11 protein-coding genes are annotated in these 16,258 nt (G+C 74.0%); 5 read left to right on the top strand and 6 right to left on the bottom strand.

Going from position 1 to position 16,258, the window contains the following annotated elements; all coding sequences use genetic code 11:
• The first annotated feature begins 113 nt into the window (after positions 1 to 113).
• On the top strand, positions 114 to 2,240 hold the full coding sequence (locus tag ACFYNO_RS00980) for a tetratricopeptide repeat protein (protein WP_388003059.1): 2,127 nt from the start codon (positions 114 to 116) through the stop codon (positions 2,238 to 2,240).
• On the opposite strand, the gene ACFYNO_RS00975 is transcribed toward ACFYNO_RS00980, so the two are convergent.
• From ACFYNO_RS00975 to ACFYNO_RS00960, 4 genes are all read right to left on the bottom strand, one after another.
• Complete coding sequence (locus ACFYNO_RS00975) at positions 2,147 to 2,758, bottom strand: hypothetical protein (protein WP_388003056.1); 612 nt, start codon at positions 2,756 to 2,758, stop codon at positions 2,147 to 2,149. The genes ACFYNO_RS00980 and ACFYNO_RS00975 overlap by 94 nt on opposite strands.
• A 2-nt stretch (positions 2,759 to 2,760) precedes the next feature.
• Positions 2,761 to 3,969, bottom strand: a complete 1,209-nt coding sequence (locus ACFYNO_RS00970; RefSeq protein WP_388003053.1) for a hypothetical protein — start codon at positions 3,967 to 3,969, stop codon at positions 2,761 to 2,763.
• A 199-nt stretch (positions 3,970 to 4,168) separates the two neighbouring features.
• Positions 4,169 to 5,068 (bottom strand): deoxyribonuclease IV, encoded by a 900-nt coding sequence (locus ACFYNO_RS00965; RefSeq protein ID WP_388003050.1) that lies wholly within the window; start codon positions 5,066 to 5,068, stop codon positions 4,169 to 4,171.
• Between the two features lie 82 nt (positions 5,069 to 5,150).
• Positions 5,151 to 8,636: a S8 family serine peptidase gene (locus ACFYNO_RS00960; RefSeq protein ID WP_388003047.1), complete on the bottom strand. Its 3,486-nt coding sequence runs from the start codon at positions 8,634 to 8,636 to the stop codon at positions 5,151 to 5,153.
• A 288-nt stretch (positions 8,637 to 8,924) separates the two neighbouring features.
• Between ACFYNO_RS00960 and ACFYNO_RS00955 the strand changes: the two genes are divergently transcribed.
• Positions 8,925 to 10,469: a fatty acyl-CoA synthetase gene (locus tag ACFYNO_RS00955; protein ID WP_388003044.1), complete on the top strand. Its 1,545-nt coding sequence runs from the start codon at positions 8,925 to 8,927 to the stop codon at positions 10,467 to 10,469.
• A 7-nt stretch (positions 10,470 to 10,476) separates the two neighbouring features.
• Here the strand turns inward: ACFYNO_RS00955 and ACFYNO_RS00950 are convergent, their stop codons facing one another.
• Positions 10,477 to 13,575, bottom strand: coding sequence for a SpoIIE family protein phosphatase (locus ACFYNO_RS00950; RefSeq protein WP_388003041.1), 3,099 nt, complete (start codon positions 13,573 to 13,575; stop codon positions 10,477 to 10,479).
• A 120-nt stretch (positions 13,576 to 13,695) separates the two neighbouring features.
• Between ACFYNO_RS00950 and ACFYNO_RS00945 the strand changes: the two genes are divergently transcribed.
• Positions 13,696 to 14,148 (top strand): universal stress protein, encoded by a 453-nt coding sequence (locus ACFYNO_RS00945; RefSeq protein WP_388003038.1) that lies wholly within the window; start codon positions 13,696 to 13,698, stop codon positions 14,146 to 14,148.
• A gap of 135 nt (positions 14,149 to 14,283) precedes the next feature.
• Complete coding sequence (locus ACFYNO_RS00940; protein ID WP_388003035.1) at positions 14,284 to 15,309, top strand: hypothetical protein; 1,026 nt, start codon at positions 14,284 to 14,286, stop codon at positions 15,307 to 15,309.
• 22 nt (positions 15,310 to 15,331) lie between these two features.
• On the opposite strand, the gene ACFYNO_RS00935 is transcribed toward ACFYNO_RS00940, so the two are convergent.
• Entirely contained in the window at positions 15,332 to 15,592 is a 261-nt protein-coding gene (locus ACFYNO_RS00935; RefSeq protein ID WP_388003032.1) for a hypothetical protein, read from the bottom strand.
• 220 nt (positions 15,593 to 15,812) lie between these two features.
• Between ACFYNO_RS00935 and ACFYNO_RS00930 the strand changes: the two genes are divergently transcribed.
• Positions 15,813 to 16,229 carry an XRE family transcriptional regulator gene (locus tag ACFYNO_RS00930; RefSeq protein WP_388003029.1) on the top strand — a complete coding sequence of 139 codons (417 nt, stop codon included), beginning with the start codon at positions 15,813 to 15,815 and terminating at the stop codon, positions 16,227 to 16,229.
• Positions 16,230 to 16,258: the final 29 nt, after the last annotated feature.

The raw sequence follows: 16,258 nt of genomic DNA, 5'->3' as shown, positions 1-16,258 counted from the left end.
TGCCGCCGGAAGGTGAACTCTCGTCAAACGATCGCCAATTGGCCGAGTATGCGACGAGCAGGGCGGCTGAGGACCCCGTCCTCGCCGCAGCTCTGCTGAGTTGGCTCGCCCGAATGTCCGACCGCCCGACCCACACCAATTCCATCACCGGCACCGCGCATCTCTCCGGCAGTGTCGTGCAGGCTCGAGACATCGGTGAGGTGCACCTGCACCCGGCCCGACCGCCGGCTCCGGTGCCGCGCCAACTCCCCGCCCCCACCGCCGCCTTTGTCGGGCGCGAAGAGGAACTGTCCGTCCTCGACGAACTCGCGGCCACGCATCGGTTGCTGGTGGTCAACGGCCCGGCCGGCGTCGGCAAGACGGGGCTGCTGCTGGCCTGGGCCGAACGCCGATCGGCTGACCGCGACGGTCAGCTCTTCGCCGACCTGCGTGGCAACGGCCCGGGCGAACCGGCCGGCGCTGCCGAGACCCTGGGCGGATTCCTACGGGCCTTCGGCGTCGACCGGATCCCCGACGACGCCGCGGAGGCGGCCGCGCTCTGGCGCTCCGTCACGGCCGGCAAGCGAGTGCTGGTGCTGCTGGACGACGCACTCTCCGCCGCCCAGGTCCGCCACCTGCTCCCGGGCGGACCGGACGGGCTGGTCGCGGTGGCCAGCCGGCACCGGCTCAGCGGGCTCGGTGTGGACGGCGCGGCCTTCCTGGCGCTCGGCGTGCTGGACGAGACCACGGGCCGCCAGGTGCTCGCCCGCCGGATCGGCGCACGCCGCGCCGAAGCCGAGCCAGAGGCGGCCCGTGAGGTCGTCGCCCGCTGCGGCGGACTCGTGCTGGCGATCTCGGTGGTGGCCGCCCAGGTGGCATCCCGCCCGCGGATGACCCTGGCCGAGGCCGCCACCGCCCTCGAACGCGAGGGCGAGCGCCTGACCGCGCTGCGGCTGGCCGGCGAACTCGCCGTGCAGAGCGCGCTGGATGCGAGCTGCGCGGGGCTGGCCAGGGAACCCGGACGGCTCTACCGCCTGTTGGGCCTGTTGCAGTTCGCCGACTTCGGCGCCGCGGACTGCGCCGCCTTGCTCGGCACCGAGCCCGGCCCGGCCGAGGAACTGTTGGAGCTGCTGGCCGAGGCCAACCTGGTGGAGGACCTGGGCGCCGGCCGCCATCGCTTCCACGACCTGGTGCGCCTGCACGCCGGTGTCTGGGCCCGGGACCGCGAAACCACCGCGGAGCGGGCGGACGCGCTGCGCCGAGTACTGGAGCGGTACCTGGCCGCGAGCAGTGCCGCCGAGCGCTTGCTCACCCCCAACCACGCCAAGCAGCGCCGCGACTACCGCTTCCCGCCGCAGCCCCTGCCCTTCGACCCGGCCGACCAGCGGGCCGCGCTGGACTGGCTGGACGCCCGCCGGAGCCACCTCGCCGCGGCGGTCCGGATGGCGGCCGAGCGCGGCTGGCCGGATCTGGCCTGGCAGCTGGCCGACGCCATGCACCCGCTCTTCAACCGCCTGCGAGCCCATGAACTCGGAGCAGAGGTTCATGAATTGGGCCTCAAGGGCGCCCGTGAAGACGGCGATCCGGCGGCCCTCGCACGGCTGCTCACGGACAGCGGCAGCCGGCTCTACAACCTCGGGCGCGGTCCCGAGGCGATCGCGCTCTACCGCGAGGCGCTGGCGGCGGCCGAGAGCCGCGGCGACGACAAGGGCAAGGCCCAGGCACTGCATGGGATCGGTCGGATCCACCGGGCTGCCGACCAACTCGACGAAGCCCAGCAGAGCTTCGAGCAGGCACTGCGACTGCGGTTGGACGCCGGCTATCGCAGGGGCGCGGCACTGACCCGGGTGACTCTGGCGGAGGTGGCCGTCGCGCGCGGCCTGCCAGACCGCGCGGTACCGGAACTCCTGCTGGCCCAGCAAGAGTTGTCGGACCTGGGGGAGACCTACGAGGTGGCCAGGGCGCTTGCACACCTGGGCGCGGCCCGGACCGGGCTGGGCGACCATGCGGCTGCCGCAGCCGACCTGGACCGCGCCCTGGAGCTCTTCCGGGCCGCAGGCTCGCTGTACTGGGAGGGGCGGACCCTGGAGCTGCTGGGCGAACTCGCAGAGGCCAGGGACGCCCCGGAGCAGGCCCGGGCCTGCTACGAGGAGTCCCTGGCCAGGTATCAGCGGATGGGCGCGCCCGACGCCGACCGCCTGGGCGTCGCGCTGGGGCGGCTGTCCGCCGTGCTGCCACCGGAGGCCGGTGCGGCGGGCTGATCCGGCACACCGCCGGAACGCGGCCACTGCTCGACCGTGGAAACCAGCGAGCCCGTCGGGGTGACCAGCGCTACCGTGTGCAGTCGCTCCGGGAGCAGTCGGTGCACCAGGCAGGCGTGCACCAGCGAGCCGAGCACCCCGGCGGGCACGCCCGGCGCGCTCAGGCCCGGGCGCCAGAGCAGCCGGCCGCCGCCGCGCCAGCCGATCGCGGTGCCGCCGTCCCGGCAGGTGAGCGCGGCGACCAGGCAGGCGGGGTACAGGGTCAGGACCTCCGCCAGCTGCTCCGGCCCCTCGGTGTTCCGGTACAGCACGTCGGCCAGGTCAGGGCGCTCCGCTGTCAGGTCGAGGGCCAGGTGCTCGTCCACCAGCCCATCGCCCATCAGCCCTGCGCCCACCGGCCGCGCCTGGAGCTCCAACTGCGCCAGCAGCGGTGCGGCATCGCCCAGCCCCGCCCGCTGCAGCGCGGCCTGCGCCCCCGTTCCGCTGCTCCGCACGGTGACGGTCATCATCTGACGCACGATCAGATCTCCTTGGCGCCGAGCGGTACCGGAAGGGTGAGGGGTTCAGTATCGGGCCGATGTGCCTGCTCGCCCAACTCCAATATGCGGTACAGGAGTCGACGGGTGTTCGAGTTGAAGGCCCCCGGTTGGGAGGAGATTCGGCTTGCTATGACCCGGTAATCGTCGGGCCGGTACCGCTCGGCCGCGTACTCGAGCTGCCGGGCCAGCGGCGCGGTCAGCGAGAGCGCCGGTGCTGTGCGGGCGAGCTGGGCGCCGGGGGAGTCCTGGTTGACGGACCGGAACGGGTAGCGCGAGATCAGGATCGGTGCTCCGGTCATCGTGCCGTAGAGCGACACCGAGCCGTGGTCACCGATCACGAAGTCGGCGGCGATCAGCAGCGGCCGCCAGTCGTGGTGCGGCGGCACCAGCGCGATTCGCTCGCCGAGGGCGTCCCCGAGCCATGAACGGACTTGCCAGGAGCCGTAGTTAGACCAGACGTTCGGGTGTACCAGGATCGCCACCCGGTGGTCCGGCAGCTCGGTGAGCAGCCGGGGCAGCAGCGAATCCAGCCGGTTGAAGGCCGAGCCGAGCCCCCAGGTCGAGCTCACCAGCACGAACCGCTCGTCCTCGCCCAGCCCCAACGCCCGCCGGTAGGCGGCACGGTGGCCGAGCCCAAGAGCGATCCGGTCGTAGCTGGCGTCGCCGACCACCTCGCTGATCGGCAGTGCCTCCGGGCACCAGCGCCCGATCGCCGCCAGGTCCTCGTCGTGCGCGACAGCGAAGGCCACCGGCACCACCCGGCCCTCCCAGGTGAGGTAGCGCCGGCCGAAGCCGCCGACGGTCCGCTCGGCGCCGTCCTGCGGGCGCGAGAGCTTGATGTGCCCCGCACCGTGCGGGAGGCGGACCACCGGGCCGGTCAACTGCTCCATGCCCTGGGAGCCTGCGGTCAGGATGAGGTCGAAGGTGGTGCGGCGGGCCTCGTCCCACGGGATGGCGGTGCTGCCGAGATCGGCGAGGACGGTTTCGGTGCCGCTGTTGAAGGCGTGCGGGGCAACGGTGAACTGGACGCCGACCCGCAGGTCGGCTCGGAACAGGTGGATCACGTCCTGCAGGCGGCGCCCGTAGACGGCCGTGTGGATGACGACGAGCACCCGCTTGATCTCGGACAGCGAACTCCACTGCGTGGGATCGCGCCGGACCGGCCCGGAGCGCTGCTGGATCGACGACATGGTTGTTTCCCCCTTGGTCTGGCACTGGGGCTGCGGCGGTGAGACACGCAGCCACTTCGGGGGTACTCCGGTCGCCTGGCGGAACCCCTGACGCGGCCTTGCCGGATCCTTGCCAGCCAGGTGGCGGCGGGGGCGGCGACCCGCGCCCGGCAGGGGCACGGCGGAGGTGCCGGGGCGCGTTCCGCATATGCCGTGCTGGTCAGCGGCCCTGTGCCGCCGCCTCCGCGCGCAGTGCCTTCAGCCGCGCCACGTCCTCCCGGTGCCCGAAGCCCGGGGCCGCCGAGCGGTCCGGGGTTTCCAGGATGAACGGCACCCCCGCCGTCGCCGGGTGGGCGAGGAGGTCGCGGAACGGGTCGGCGCCCACGTGGCCGTCGCCGATGTTGGCGTGGCGGTCCTTGCGGGCGCCCGCGACGTCCTTGGAGTCGTTGGCGTGGATCAGGCGCAGGCGGTCGGGGCCGGCGGCGGTGAGGAGGGTGGCGAGGGCCGCGTCGACGCCGCCGGGGGCGGCGAGGTCGTGGCCGGCGGCGAAGGCGTGGCAGGTGTCGAGGCAGATGCCGACCCGGGGGTGGCGGTCCAGGGCGTCCAGGTACTCGGCGAGGTCCTCGAGGCGGGAGCAGAGCGAGGCGCCCTGGCCGGCGGTGGGTTCGAGGAGGAGCCAGGGGGAGGCGTCGTCGAGTTCGTCGAGCAGCGGGCGGACGTCCGCGCGGACCTGGGCCATCGCCTCGGCGCGCCGGTCGGGGGTGAGCGAGGAGCCGGTGTGGACGACGACGCCGAGGGCGCCGATCGCGGCTCCGCGGCGCAGCGAGTGGCGCAGGGAGTCGGTGGAGGCGGTGCGGGTGGCGGGGTTGGGCGAGCCGAAGTTGATCAGGTAGGGCGCGTGCACGTAGGCGGGCACGCCCTGCTCGGCACAGGCGGTGCGGAAGGCCTCGTCCTGGGCGGGGTTGCCGGCCGGGGTGGCCCAGCCGCGCGGGTTGGCCACGAAGACCTGGACCGCCTCGCCGCCGATCCGCTCGTTGTAGGCCAGGCCGGTGCCGACCAGGCCGCGCCCGGCCACCGGGACGTGGGCGCCGATCGGATTGCGCTGAGCTGCGTCGTTCACCCCGGAAGCTTGCCACAGCCGGACGAGGCCGCCCCCGGGAAGGGGACGGCCTCGCCTGGTGGAGCGGTGGAGCGGTGGAGCGTCAGCTCACGGTGTAGCTGTACGGCAGCTGCGCGAGCACCGAACCGGTGGTGGCGAAGCTGTTGTTCGCCAGCACCGCGCCACCCGGGCCGGAGACCAGGTAGAGCACGCCGTGCACCACGCTGCCCTTGGCGCCCTTGGGCGTGATGGTGACCTGCAGGCTGCCGGAGGCGCCCGGCTGGACGGTCACCGGGGTGACCGCGGGAGCCGCGGCGTTCCAGGAGGCCGCGAACGGGTCACCCGTGCTGGAGCTCAGCGCCGGGTCGAACGCCAGGGTGTGCGCCGAGGCGGTCAGCGTGGAGCTGCCGGCCGGGGCGCCCGCCGCCGGGAACGGGCCGATCTGCTGCACCGAGGTGCCCCAGAAGCCGGTGACCACCGGCTGGGAGGCGCTGGCGCCGTCCTTGACGACCGAGACGGTGGAGCCGTCCTGGGCCTTCTTCAGGTCGCCGAACAGGTCGGGCGAGCCGGTCGGGCTGCTCATCTCGAACTGCGCCGCGGTGCTGGAGGCGGCCACACCGGTCAGGGTGTCGGTGCCCGGCGGGACCAGGAAGCCCGGCACCACCGAGCTGGCGCTCAGCGGCAGGGAGACGGTGGCCGAGCCGCCGAGCGGAACCAGCGGCAGGTTGACCCGGTTGGTCAGCCGGGGGTCGGCCTGCAGCTGCTGCACCGCGGCGGTGTTGTTGGTGTAGTCGACGGTCAGCGAGACCGGCTTGCCGGCCGGCAGCCGGACGGCCGCCGAGTTCGGCAGGCCGGGCGCGCTGGCCTGGTTCTGGTCCAGGCCGATGGTGCCGGTGAAGCCCTGGCCCAGCTCGGCGCCGCTGACCGGGTTGAGGATGTTCAGCACGAACCGCCAGCGGCCGGCGGCCGGGTTGACGGTGGTGGCCGAGACGCCGCCGGTGGTGGCGGTCAGGTTGCCGCTGGTGTCGAAGACCGCGTTGGACTCGGCGTCGACCGGGGTGCCGTTCGGGCTGACCAGCACGCCCTGCATGAACAGCTTCGGGTCCTGGGCGACGCTGACGCCGACCCGCAGGTCCTGCTTGCCCTTGGGCACGTCGAAGGCCCAGGAGAAGCTCTGGGCCGGCGAGCTGGCCCGGCCGTTGCCACCGGTGACGGTGCCGGTGAAGGTGCCGGTGTCGCCGGTCAGCGGCACCAGGCTGCGCAGCACCACCGGGACGCTGGTGGTGGTGCCGTTGGAGGAGGCGACCACGACCGACTCGGTGGCGTCACCGCCGGCCGGCGGGGTGGTCAGCTGCACCTTGAGGGTCTTGCTCTGACCCGGCGCCAGGTCGGTGACCTGCGGGCTGACGGCGCCGGCCGGCACCGCGCGCTGGGTGGCCGCGTCCAGCAGGACCGGGCCGGTGAAGCCCTTGCTGCCGGCCGGGGTGTAGAGCACGGCGGTCCAGGTGCCGGCCGCCGGGTGCGGGACGTCCACGATGCCGAAGTTCGGGGAGACCGGGCCGCCCTGCGGACGGGTGTTGGTCTCGAACCGGCCGGAGGGGTCCAGCAGGGTCATCCGGACCACCGGGGTGACGGTGGAGCTGCCGGAGGCCTGCGGGGCACCCTGCCACGCTATTGACGCGGCCAGCCGGTCGGCGCCGGCGGGGACGGTGAAGGTGACCTTGTGGGAGACCCAGGGGGCGCCGTTGGTGGCGTACGAGAACTGCGGGTCGGTGCCGGAGTTGATCTGCACCGTCTGCTGGGCGTCGCCCAGCGGGGCGAAGACCCGGCTGCTCGCGGTCACGGTCTGCGGCTTGGCGCTGGTGTTGACCACGGTGACCTCGGCGGTGCGGGAGGTGCCCGCCGCGCCGGTGTCGTTGATCTGACCGGTGGTCACCGCGACGGTGCTGCTGCCCTGGGCGCCGACGGGGCTCTGGTAGCCGCGGGCGGCCTCGGCGGCGGCCCGGACGTTCAGCAGGCCGGCGCCCTGCTCCTCGGCCGGCAGGCCGAGGTCGGCGGCGGTGCCGGTGAGGAACTTCTTCACCAGCGCGGGCGACGGGGACGTGCCGTTGTGGCTGTCCCGGTACGCCTGGATGACCACGGCGGCGGCGCCGGCGGTCAGCGGCGCGGCCTGGCTGGTGCCGCCGAACGGCTGGATGCCGCTGCCCTGGCCGTTGAAGTTGGTGCACTCGGTGTAGATCGAGATGTCGGGCGAGCAGAGCGCCCAGTCCGCCTCACCGGGGGCGACCAGGTCGGGGGTGCGCCCGGCCTGGGTGACGCCGCCCGAGGAGAGCGCCGAGATCCGGTTGTCGGCCCAGGTCCCGTTGGAGAACTGGAAGGCCGCGTAGCCGGTCTGGGCGTACGACTGGTTGTCGGTCGAGGCCCCGGTGGAGATCACGTTGGGGTCGGTCGACGGGGTGCCCACGGTGCCGTTGATGCCGGCGTCGCCGCTGGAGACGGTGACCGTGACACCGGCCTTGACGGCCATGTCGTTGAAGAGCGAGATGGTGTCGTGGGCGCCGCTGTCCGGCGTCACGTTGCTGCCGAAGGACTCGTTCAGGACGTCCACGTGGGCGACCGTGACGGCGTAGTCGATCGACTGCAGGATCGCCGAGTTCGGGAAGGTGTCGCCGCCGGCCTTGAGCGCGACCAGCGAGGCGCCCGGCGAGATGCCCTCGACCCGGATGTTGCAGCCCGCGGGCAGCGGGTGGCTCGGGTTGACGAACTGCGACAGGTCGTAGCTCTGCCGGCCCTGGGCGATCATCGCGGAGGCGTCCCCGAACGCCTCGGCGTCACCCGCCGGGGTGAAGAACCCCTGGCCGGAGAAGTCCTGGTAGTCCACCACGGCGTGCGAGCCGTCGGGCCGGATGAAGTCCGGGTTGTTCGGGTCGAGGCCGTCCGCGATGTAGGCGACCTTGACGCCGGTGCCGTCGGCGATCTCGTGCGCGCCGGGGGCGCCCGGGCTGGACTCGGTGTGCGTCGAGAAGAGCGCCTCGGGCTCCAGCAGCGGCTTGGCCGGGTCGCTGGGGCAGACCGCGTTCGGGTCCTGGGCGTCGCCCTTGGCGACCGAGGGCGCGGTGGCGGCCTTCGGCGAGCGCGAGCTGCTGCCCGCGTCGCTGCGGTCGGTGCCGCTCTTGGCCGGGGCCGGCGGGGTCACCCGGACGGTCTCGTCCGCGATCACCTGGGCGACGGACGGGTCGGCGGCCAGCTGGGCCCGCAGGGCCGGGCTGACGGTGGCGGAGAAGGCGTTGCCCACCACGAAGCTCTTGACGTTGGTGCCGCCCCCCGCGCGGACCTTGGCCAGCAGCGGAGCCTGCGCCTGGTTCGCCTCCTTCTTGCGGGTGTCCAGGTGGCCGGCGTCCGCCGGGGCGCTGGTGAGCTGGTCCTTCAGGATCACGATCACCGGGGTCGGGGCGCCGCTCTCCGACGCCGCCTGGGCGCTCGGGGCTGGGGCGGCCGGGGCGCCGTTCGCGGAGGTCCCGAAAGCCAGGACCAGCGAGGCTGCGGTGAGGGTGATGGCTGCTAGCTGCGGTTTGCGCCAGCCGATCATGAACATCCTTTCGTCTGATAAGACGTCAGGAGGCGTGCTCAGAGCGCGCGTACCGGGGTCGGACGCACGCGTGCCTCTGGAACGCCCGTCCCGACAAGCCTCCGCATTCCATCGTGTCCATGCCCTTTCGGACAAGGGGGTCAGGTGCACCGGACGTCAGCGGGAGCGGAGTTGACCGTCCGATAGACGGACAATCGCACGTCAGACGGGTCAACCCGGATCGGCACGCCGTGAGCTTTTTATGAAGATCGCAACATAGCCGTTTGGCTGTCCGGAAATATCCCCACCATGGATCCCGAGATGAACCTCGCCCACCCCAGCACCGTTCCCGACCTGCTCCGCCGCTCCGCCGCCCGCACCCCCGAGCGGCGGGCGCTGCGCTTCACCGCGCCCGGCACCGACCGCTCCTGGAGCTACCGCGAGCTGGACCTGGCCGTCACCCGGGCGGCCGGCCGGCTGCTCGCCCTCGGCCTGCGCCCCGGCGACCGGGTGGCCGCGCTCGGCCGCAACTCCGACGCCTACCTGCTGCTCTTCCTCGCCTGCGGCCGGGCCGGCCTGGTCCACGTGCCGGTCAACTACAACTCCACCGCCGCCGAGCTGCGCTACTTCACCGAGCAGTCCGGCAGCGCCGCGCTGCTGCACGACGCGGACTTCGCCGAGCTGGCCGCCACCCTCCCGGCCGACGGCGGCCCGCGCCACCGGCTCACCCTGGAGGAGCTGCTGACGCGGGCTCAGCACGGACCGGCCGAGGAGACGGGCGTGCCGGTCCGGGACACCGACCTGGCCCAGCTGCTCTACACCTCCGGCACCACCGCCGCGCCCAAGGGCGCGATGATGACCCACCGGGCCCTGCTGCACCAGTACCTCTCCGCCGCCCTCGCGCTGGACCTGCGCGAGCAGGACCGCCCGCTGCACGCCATGCCGCTCTACCACTCCGGCCAGCTGCACGTCTTCCTGCTGCCCGGCCTGCTGCTCGGCTGCGAGAACCACCTGATCCGCACCCCGGATCCGGCCGAGGTGCTGGACCTGCTCCAGCGCGAGCGGCTGACCTCCTTCTTCGCCCCGCCCACCGTCTGGACCGCGCTGGCCGCCCACCCCGGGTTCCCGGCCGCCGACCTGGGCGCGCTCCGCAAGGCCTACTACGGCGCCTCGATCATGCCCGCCCCCGTGCTGGAGCGGCTGCGCGCGGCGCTGCCCGGCACCGGCTTCTACAACGCCTTCGGCCAGTCCGAGATCGCCCCGCTGGCCAGCGTGCTGCGTCCCGAGGAGCACCCGGACCGGCCCGGCTCGGCCGGCCGCACCGTGCTCTTCGTCGAGGCCCGGGTGGTCGGCCCGGACGGCCGCGACCTGCCGCCCGGCGAGCCCGGCGAACTGCTCTACCGCTCACCGCAGCTGTGCACCGGCTACTGGGACAAGCCGGCCGAGACCGCGGCCGCCTTCGACGGCGAGTGGTTCCGCTCCGGCGACCTGGTCCGGCGCGACGCCGAGGGCTACCTCTACGTGGTGGACCGGATCAAGGACGTGATCAACACCGGCGGCGTGCTGGTCGCCTCCCGCGAGGTGGAGGACGTGCTCTTCGCCCACCCGGCGGTCGCCGAGGCGGCCGTGATCGGCATCCCGCACCCGCACTGGATCGAGGCGGTCACCGCCGTGGTGGTGGCCCGGGAGCCGGTCGGCGGCCCGGAGCTGATCGCCTGGCTGCGCGAGCGGCTGCCCGCGCACAAGACGCCCAAGGAGGTGCACTTCGTGCCGGAGCTGCCGAAGAACGCCTCCGGCAAGGTGCTCAAGCGCGCCCTGCGGGAGCGGCTGACCGGCTCGCCGGAGGCATTCTGACGGGCCGTCAGGCATCGTGCCCGGGCGGCAGCTCCAGCTCGAACCAGACCACCTTGCCGTCCCGGGTGCCGCGGCTGCCCCAGCGGTGCGCCATCTCGTTCACCAGGTGCATGCCCCGGCCGCCCTCGTCGTCCTCCAGCGCCCGGCGCAGCTTGGGCACCTGGGTGTCCACGTCGGAGACCTCCACGGTGAGCACCTGGTGGCGGAAGATCCGCAGCTGGGTCGGCGCGCCGGCGTGCACCAGGGCGTTGGTGATCAGCTCGCTGGTCAGCAGCTCGGTCTGGTCGCTGAGCGCGGACAGGCCCCAGCCGGCCAGCACCAGGCGGGCGAACCGGCGGGCGTGGCCGACCAGCGCCCGGTCGCCGCGCAGTGACAGGGTGGCCATCCGGTCCGGGCCGATCTCCTGGGCCCGGGCCATGATCACCGCGATGTCGTCCTCCCGTTCACTGGTGACCAGCCGGGCCAGCAGCGCGTCGCAGCCCTGCTCCAGGTCGCCGTGCTGCTCGGCCACGGTGCGCCGGAGCAGTTCCAGGCCCTCGTCCAGGTCGCGGTTGCGGCGTTCGATCAGCCCGTCGGTGCAGAGCACCATCAGGCCGTTCGGCGGCAGGCTGAACTCCACGCTCTCGAACGGCACCCCGCCCACGCCGAGCGGCGCGCCCGGCGGCAGCTCCAGCACCTGCGGCTCGCCGTCCGGCCCGGTCACCAGGGGCGGCACGTGCCCGGCGCAGGCGGCCGTGCCGACCAGGTCCACCGGGTCCAGCACCACGCAGACGCAGGTCGCGTACTGCCCCTGCCCGGCGCCCTCGGTGGCGGTGGTCGCGGCCTCGTCCAGCCGCCGCAGCACCCGCGCCGGATCCATGTCCAGGGTGATCAGGGTCCGGGCCACGGTGCGCAGCTGGCCCATGGTGGCGGCCGCCCGCAGGCCGTGCCCGGTGACGTCGCCGACCACCAGGGCGACCCGCCCGCAGGGCAGCGGCACCACGTCGAACCAGTCGCCGCCGACCTCGCTGAGCTGGCTGGCCGGCAGGTAGCGGTGGGCGATCTCCAGGCCCGGTGTCTCCGGCACCAGCTGCGGCAGCAGGCTGCGCTGCAGGGTCAGCGCGGTGTCCCGCTCGCGCCGGTAGAGCCGGGCGTTGTCGATGCAGACGGCGGCCCGGGCGGCCAGCTCCTCGGCCAGCGCCACGTCCTCGGCGGTGAACGGCTCGGGGTTGCGCAGCCGCATGAACTCGGCGCCGCCCAGCACCCGGCCGCGGGCCACCAGCGGGACCATCAGGTAGGAGTGGATGCCGGCCTCCAGGGCCGGCTGGATCCGGTCGGGGGAGGCCACGATGGTGGCCAGGTTCTCCTCGTCCACCTCGGCGACCAGGATCGACCGGCCGGTGCGCAGGCTCTGCGCGTACAGCGCGGCGGACTGCGAGGTGCCGCCCACCGGGTCTGCGGCGCCGGTCAGCGCTCCCTCGTGGTTCAGCTCGCCGACCGCCACCGCCCGCATGGTGGCCGAGCCGGAGGGCGGCACCACGGGGGACTCGTCGCCCTCCAGCACCGCGTCCAGCAGGTCCACCGTGGCGAAGTCGGCGAACCGGCCGAGCACCACCTCGACCAGCTCCTCGGCGGTCCGGGCCAGGTCCAGGGTGGTGCCGATCCGGCTGGAGGCCTCGTTCAGCATGGCCAGCCGGCCGGTCGCCGCCCGGGTCTCCACCAGCGCCTCCCGGCGGTCCTCGGCGGCCTGCCGCTCCAGGGTGTAGAGCCGGGCGTTGTCGATCGCCACGGCGGCCCGGGAGGCCAGCTCGTCGCCCAGGGTGATGTCCGCCTCGGCGAAGGACTCCCGCTCGCCGCGCCGCGAGTAGACCACCATGCCGAGCACCGTGCCGCGGGCCACCAGCGGGGTGATCCGCACCGAGCGGGACCGCCGGCCCAGGTACTGGCGCAGCTGGACCGTCGTCAGGTCGCCGGTCAGCGGCGGCAGTTCCCAGGACGGCACGACCACGGTGCGCCCGCCGGCCATCGCCCGGGCGTAGGCGGAGCCGGGCGGCACCTGGTAGACCTCGTCCAGCGGCAGGTGGTCCACCGGGTAGGCGGAGTCGGCGGCGGCCAGCGCCAGCCGGCGCACGCTCAGCGCGGCGCCCGGCGGTGCCGCGGCGGCCCTCGTGTCGCCGGCCAGCGGGTCGAGCACGAAGACCCCGCTCAGGTCGGCCACCCGCGGCACCATCGCCTCGGCCAGCTCCCGGGCGGTGGTGCGCAGGTCCAGGGTGGTGCCGATCGAGGCGGTGGCGTCCACCAGGATGGCGAGCCGCTCCTGGGCCCGGGCGAACCGGGCCTCGGCCCGGTAGCGGTCGGTCACGTCGACGACGGTGGAGCAGACCCCGTGCACCTGGCCGGGCGGGTCCTCCAGCCGGAAGTAGGAGGCGGACCAGGCGTGGTCGTGCGCCGGATCGCCGGGGGTGCGGCCGAGCGAGCGGGCGTCCAGCACCGGACGGCCGGTGGCCAGCACCTCGCGCATCACCGCCTCGATCTCGCTGGCGTTGATCCCGGGCAGCAGCTCGGTGATCCGCCGGCCCTGGTGCTCGGCCGCGGGCATGCCGTTCACGGCGGCCAGCGCGTCGTTCAGCCGGACGAACCGCAGCTCCTCGTCGTAGACCGCCATGCCGACCGGGGACTGGCTGAAGAAGCCGTCCAGCACCGCGAGGTCGGCCTGGATCCGGCGCACCGCCGTCACGTCGGAGGCGACCGCGAGGACCAGCGGCTCGCCGTCCGGGCCGGTCACCGGATGGGTGCGGAACTCCAGGCGGACCAGGTGGCCGGAGCGGTGCAGCACCGGGTGGACGCCGGACCAGGCCTCGCCGGCCAGGATCCGCTGGAACAGCTCCAGCACCTCGGGCCGCTGCTCGTCGGTGGCCAGCAGCCGGGCGGCGGGGGCGCCGACCGCCTCCTCGGCCGTGTGGCCGAGCAGCTGCTCGGCCTCGGCGCTCCAGTGCAGGATGCGGCCGTCCTGGCGGATCAGCGCGGTCGCGATCGGCACCAGCAGCAGGCCGTCGGAGCGCTCCGCAGGGACGTCCGCCGCCGAGCGCCGGGCGTCGTCGCCGCTCTCCTGTCCGACCGCGTCCATGGCCACCGACCGTTCGAAGCGGGCTCTCCGCACAGGCCCCATTTTCCCACCCGCAGGGTGCCGGGCGACTCGCGGCGGCCCGGCCGCGGGAGCGGCGGGCGGCCGGGTGATACTGGCGCCATGGAGACCGGGGAGACTTTCGAGTTGGGGACCGACGGACCGAGCACCCTGCTGGTGGCGGTGGACGGGTCGGTGACCTCGCTGCGGGCCGCCGCCTACGCGGGCGGGCTGGCCCGGCGGCAGGGCAGCCGGCTGGTCGCGGTCTACGTGCAGACGGTCGGCGCGCTGGCCGGGACCAGCGCGTATGCGGCGCAGGCGCTGCGCGAGGGGTCGGAGGAGACGGCGGAGGAGCTGCGCCGGCAGGTCGAGCAGGGGGCCCGGGACCGGGGGGTGGCGGCGAGCTTCGTCAGCCGGGCCGGGGATCCGTTCACCGAGATCGCGGCGCTGGCCGACGAGCTGCGGGCGGACGGGGTGCTGGTGGGCTCCTCGGAGAAGCTGGGGCACCGGCTGCTGGGCTCGCTGGCGGTGCGGCTGGTGCGGGCGGGGCGCTGGCCGGTGACCGTGGTGCCGTAGCGGGGGGCCGGGGCCAGGGCGGGGTTCGTGCGGGCGGCGGGAATGAGCCGTTCGGGCTGACGGTTGTATAGTGCATCCGAAGAGGTTGTAAAAGCCACCCATGTCAGTTGTACTTGCCAACCGGAGGCCCGCATCATGGCTCCAGCCACCCGGCAGACCCTCACCCACCTGCTGACCCACCTGCTCACCCCGCTGCTGATGTGCCTGGGCATGGCGCTCGCCTACCAGGGCGCCTTCCACCAGCCGGCCCCGCACCACCTCAAGGTCGCCGTGGTCGGCAGCGGACCGCAGACCACCGCGCTGGCCGCGGGCATCCAGCAGAAGGCGGGCAGCGCGCTGGACGTCGCCGTGGTCGCGGACCGGGCCGCCGCCGCGCACCAGGTCGAGCAGCGGCAGCTGGTCGGCGCCTACCTGCCCGACCCGCACGCCCCCGAACTGCTGGTCGCCACCGCCGACTCGGACACCTCCGCGACCGTCGCGCAGCAGGCCTTCGGCGAGGTGGCGGCCGCCCAGGGCGCCCCGCTGCGGACCGCCGACCTGGTGCCCACCGCACCCGGCGACCCGACCGGCCAGGGCCTCTTCTTCCTGCTGGTGGCGCTGAGCATCGGCTCCTACGGCAGCGTCGCGGTGATCGGCGCGGCGGGCGCGGCCCTGTCGGTGCGGGCCCGGGCGGCGATCGGGGTGGGCGTCTCGCTGGCGGTCAGCCTGATCGGCACCGTCACCGCCGGACCGGTCTTCCACGTGGTGGACCACGACCTGGCGGCAGTCTGGGCGCTGGCCTGGCTCTACTCGGCGGGCATCCTGCTGATCGGCACCGCCCTGCACAGCTTCCTCAAGCGGTGGACCACGCTGGCCCTGATGGTGCTCTTCGTGATGCTCAACTTCACCAGCTCCGGCGGGGTCTTCCGCCCCGAGCTGCAGCCCGCGCTGTTCGGCTGGCTGCACCGGTTCTACGACGGCGCCGGGTTCGTCGAGGGCGCCCGGTCGATCCTCTACTTCGACGGCGGCGCCGGCCTGGCCGGCCGGGTGCTCTCGCTGGTGCTCTGGCTGGCGGCCGGCGTGGCGCTGCTGGCGGGCGCGGCCCGGTACGAGCGGCGCGGGCGGCCGGCGGAGGCCGCGGCCGATCGGGAGGAGGAGATGGCGGAGGCGGTCGCGGTCTGAGGGGCCGGTCAGCCCCGGTCGGTCAGCCCCGGCCGGCCCGCTCCGGCAGCGGCAGCAGGTGGCGCTCGGCCAGGTGCCCGACCCAGTGCCGGTGGCACTGGGGGCAGGCCGGCGCCCCCGCCGTCTCGTACGGGGAGCCGGTCGGGATGCCCGCCTTGGAGAAGCTCTCCCAGTCGGCGCCGTCCTCGTCCCGGTAGTGCAGGACCTCGTAGTCCGCGGCCCACTGGTGCCAGCAGTGGCCGCAGGTGAACTCGACGTGCTCCAAGGCCAGTTCGGTGATCATGGCGGTACTCCTCGGCCGGGCCGGGCCGGCGGGCCCAGCGGCGCGGATCGTCCGGTACCGGCCATCCAACTCCGATCCCCGGACCAGGGCAAGGGCTGCGCGGCGCAGGCCGGGCGCGTCCGGCACTGACAGCGAGTCACCGGCTGAACTAGGATGAACGGCAACGAATGCTGCGTCCGCGCGTGCTGGAGTGGTACGGGGGCGGTCCTGGAGGTGTGGGATGTCGGAAGCGGAGGCCACGACGCTGGCGGAGAAGATCGACGGCCTGTTCCGGGTCGTCCGCCGCGCCAATCGCGAGCAGTACAGCCACGAGGAGGTCGCCAAGGCCTGCCGTGAAGCCACCGGCGAGAGCTTCTCGGCCACCTACCTCTGGCAGTTGCGCACCGGTCGGCGGGACAATCCGACCAAGCGCCACCTGGAGGCACTGGCCCAGTTCTTCCAGGTGCCGGTGGCGTACTTCTTCGACGACGAGCAGGGTGCGGCCATCGCGCAGGAGCTGGAGCTGCTCGGCGCGCTGCGGGACGCCGGGGTGCGCAGCGTCGCGCTGCGCGCCGTCAACCTCTCGCCGGAGGGTGTCGGTACCATCAGCGATCTGATCGACGTGATCGCCCGCCGGGAGAGCGCCGGCGGGAAGTGACGCCGAGCGGCCGGCGCGGTGCGGCGCGG

It is taken from the genome of Kitasatospora sp. NPDC006697 (genome assembly GCF_042869935.1).
Lineage (GTDB): Bacteria > Actinomycetota > Actinomycetes > Streptomycetales > Streptomycetaceae > Kitasatospora.
Note: the sequence above shows the minus strand (reverse complement) of the source record. Positions and strands in the feature narration are given on the sequence as shown.

Excerpts from the sequence above, each read along its gene's own strand:
- ACFYNO_RS00930 (WP_388003029.1), top strand. The coding sequence starts at position 15,813 with ATGTCGGAAGCGGAGGCCACGACGCTGGCGGAGAAGATCGACGGCCTG.
- ACFYNO_RS00970 (WP_388003053.1), bottom strand. The coding sequence starts at position 3,969 with ATGTCGTCGATCCAGCAGCGCTCCGGGCCGGTCCGGCGCGATCCCACG.
- ACFYNO_RS00980 (WP_388003059.1), top strand. The coding sequence starts at position 114 with ATGTCCGACCGCCCGACCCACACCAATTCCATCACCGGCACCGCGCAT.
- ACFYNO_RS00950 (WP_388003041.1), bottom strand. The coding sequence starts at position 13,575 with ATGGACGCGGTCGGACAGGAGAGCGGCGACGACGCCCGGCGCTCGGCG.
- ACFYNO_RS00935 (WP_388003032.1), bottom strand. The coding sequence starts at position 15,592 with ATGATCACCGAACTGGCCTTGGAGCACGTCGAGTTCACCTGCGGCCAC.
- ACFYNO_RS00955 (WP_388003044.1), top strand. The coding sequence starts at position 8,925 with ATGGATCCCGAGATGAACCTCGCCCACCCCAGCACCGTTCCCGACCTG.
- ACFYNO_RS00960 (WP_388003047.1), bottom strand. The coding sequence starts at position 8,636 with ATGATCGGCTGGCGCAAACCGCAGCTAGCAGCCATCACCCTCACCGCA.
- ACFYNO_RS00945 (WP_388003038.1), top strand. The coding sequence starts at position 13,696 with ATGGAGACCGGGGAGACTTTCGAGTTGGGGACCGACGGACCGAGCACC.
- ACFYNO_RS00940 (WP_388003035.1), top strand. The coding sequence starts at position 14,284 with ATGGCTCCAGCCACCCGGCAGACCCTCACCCACCTGCTGACCCACCTG.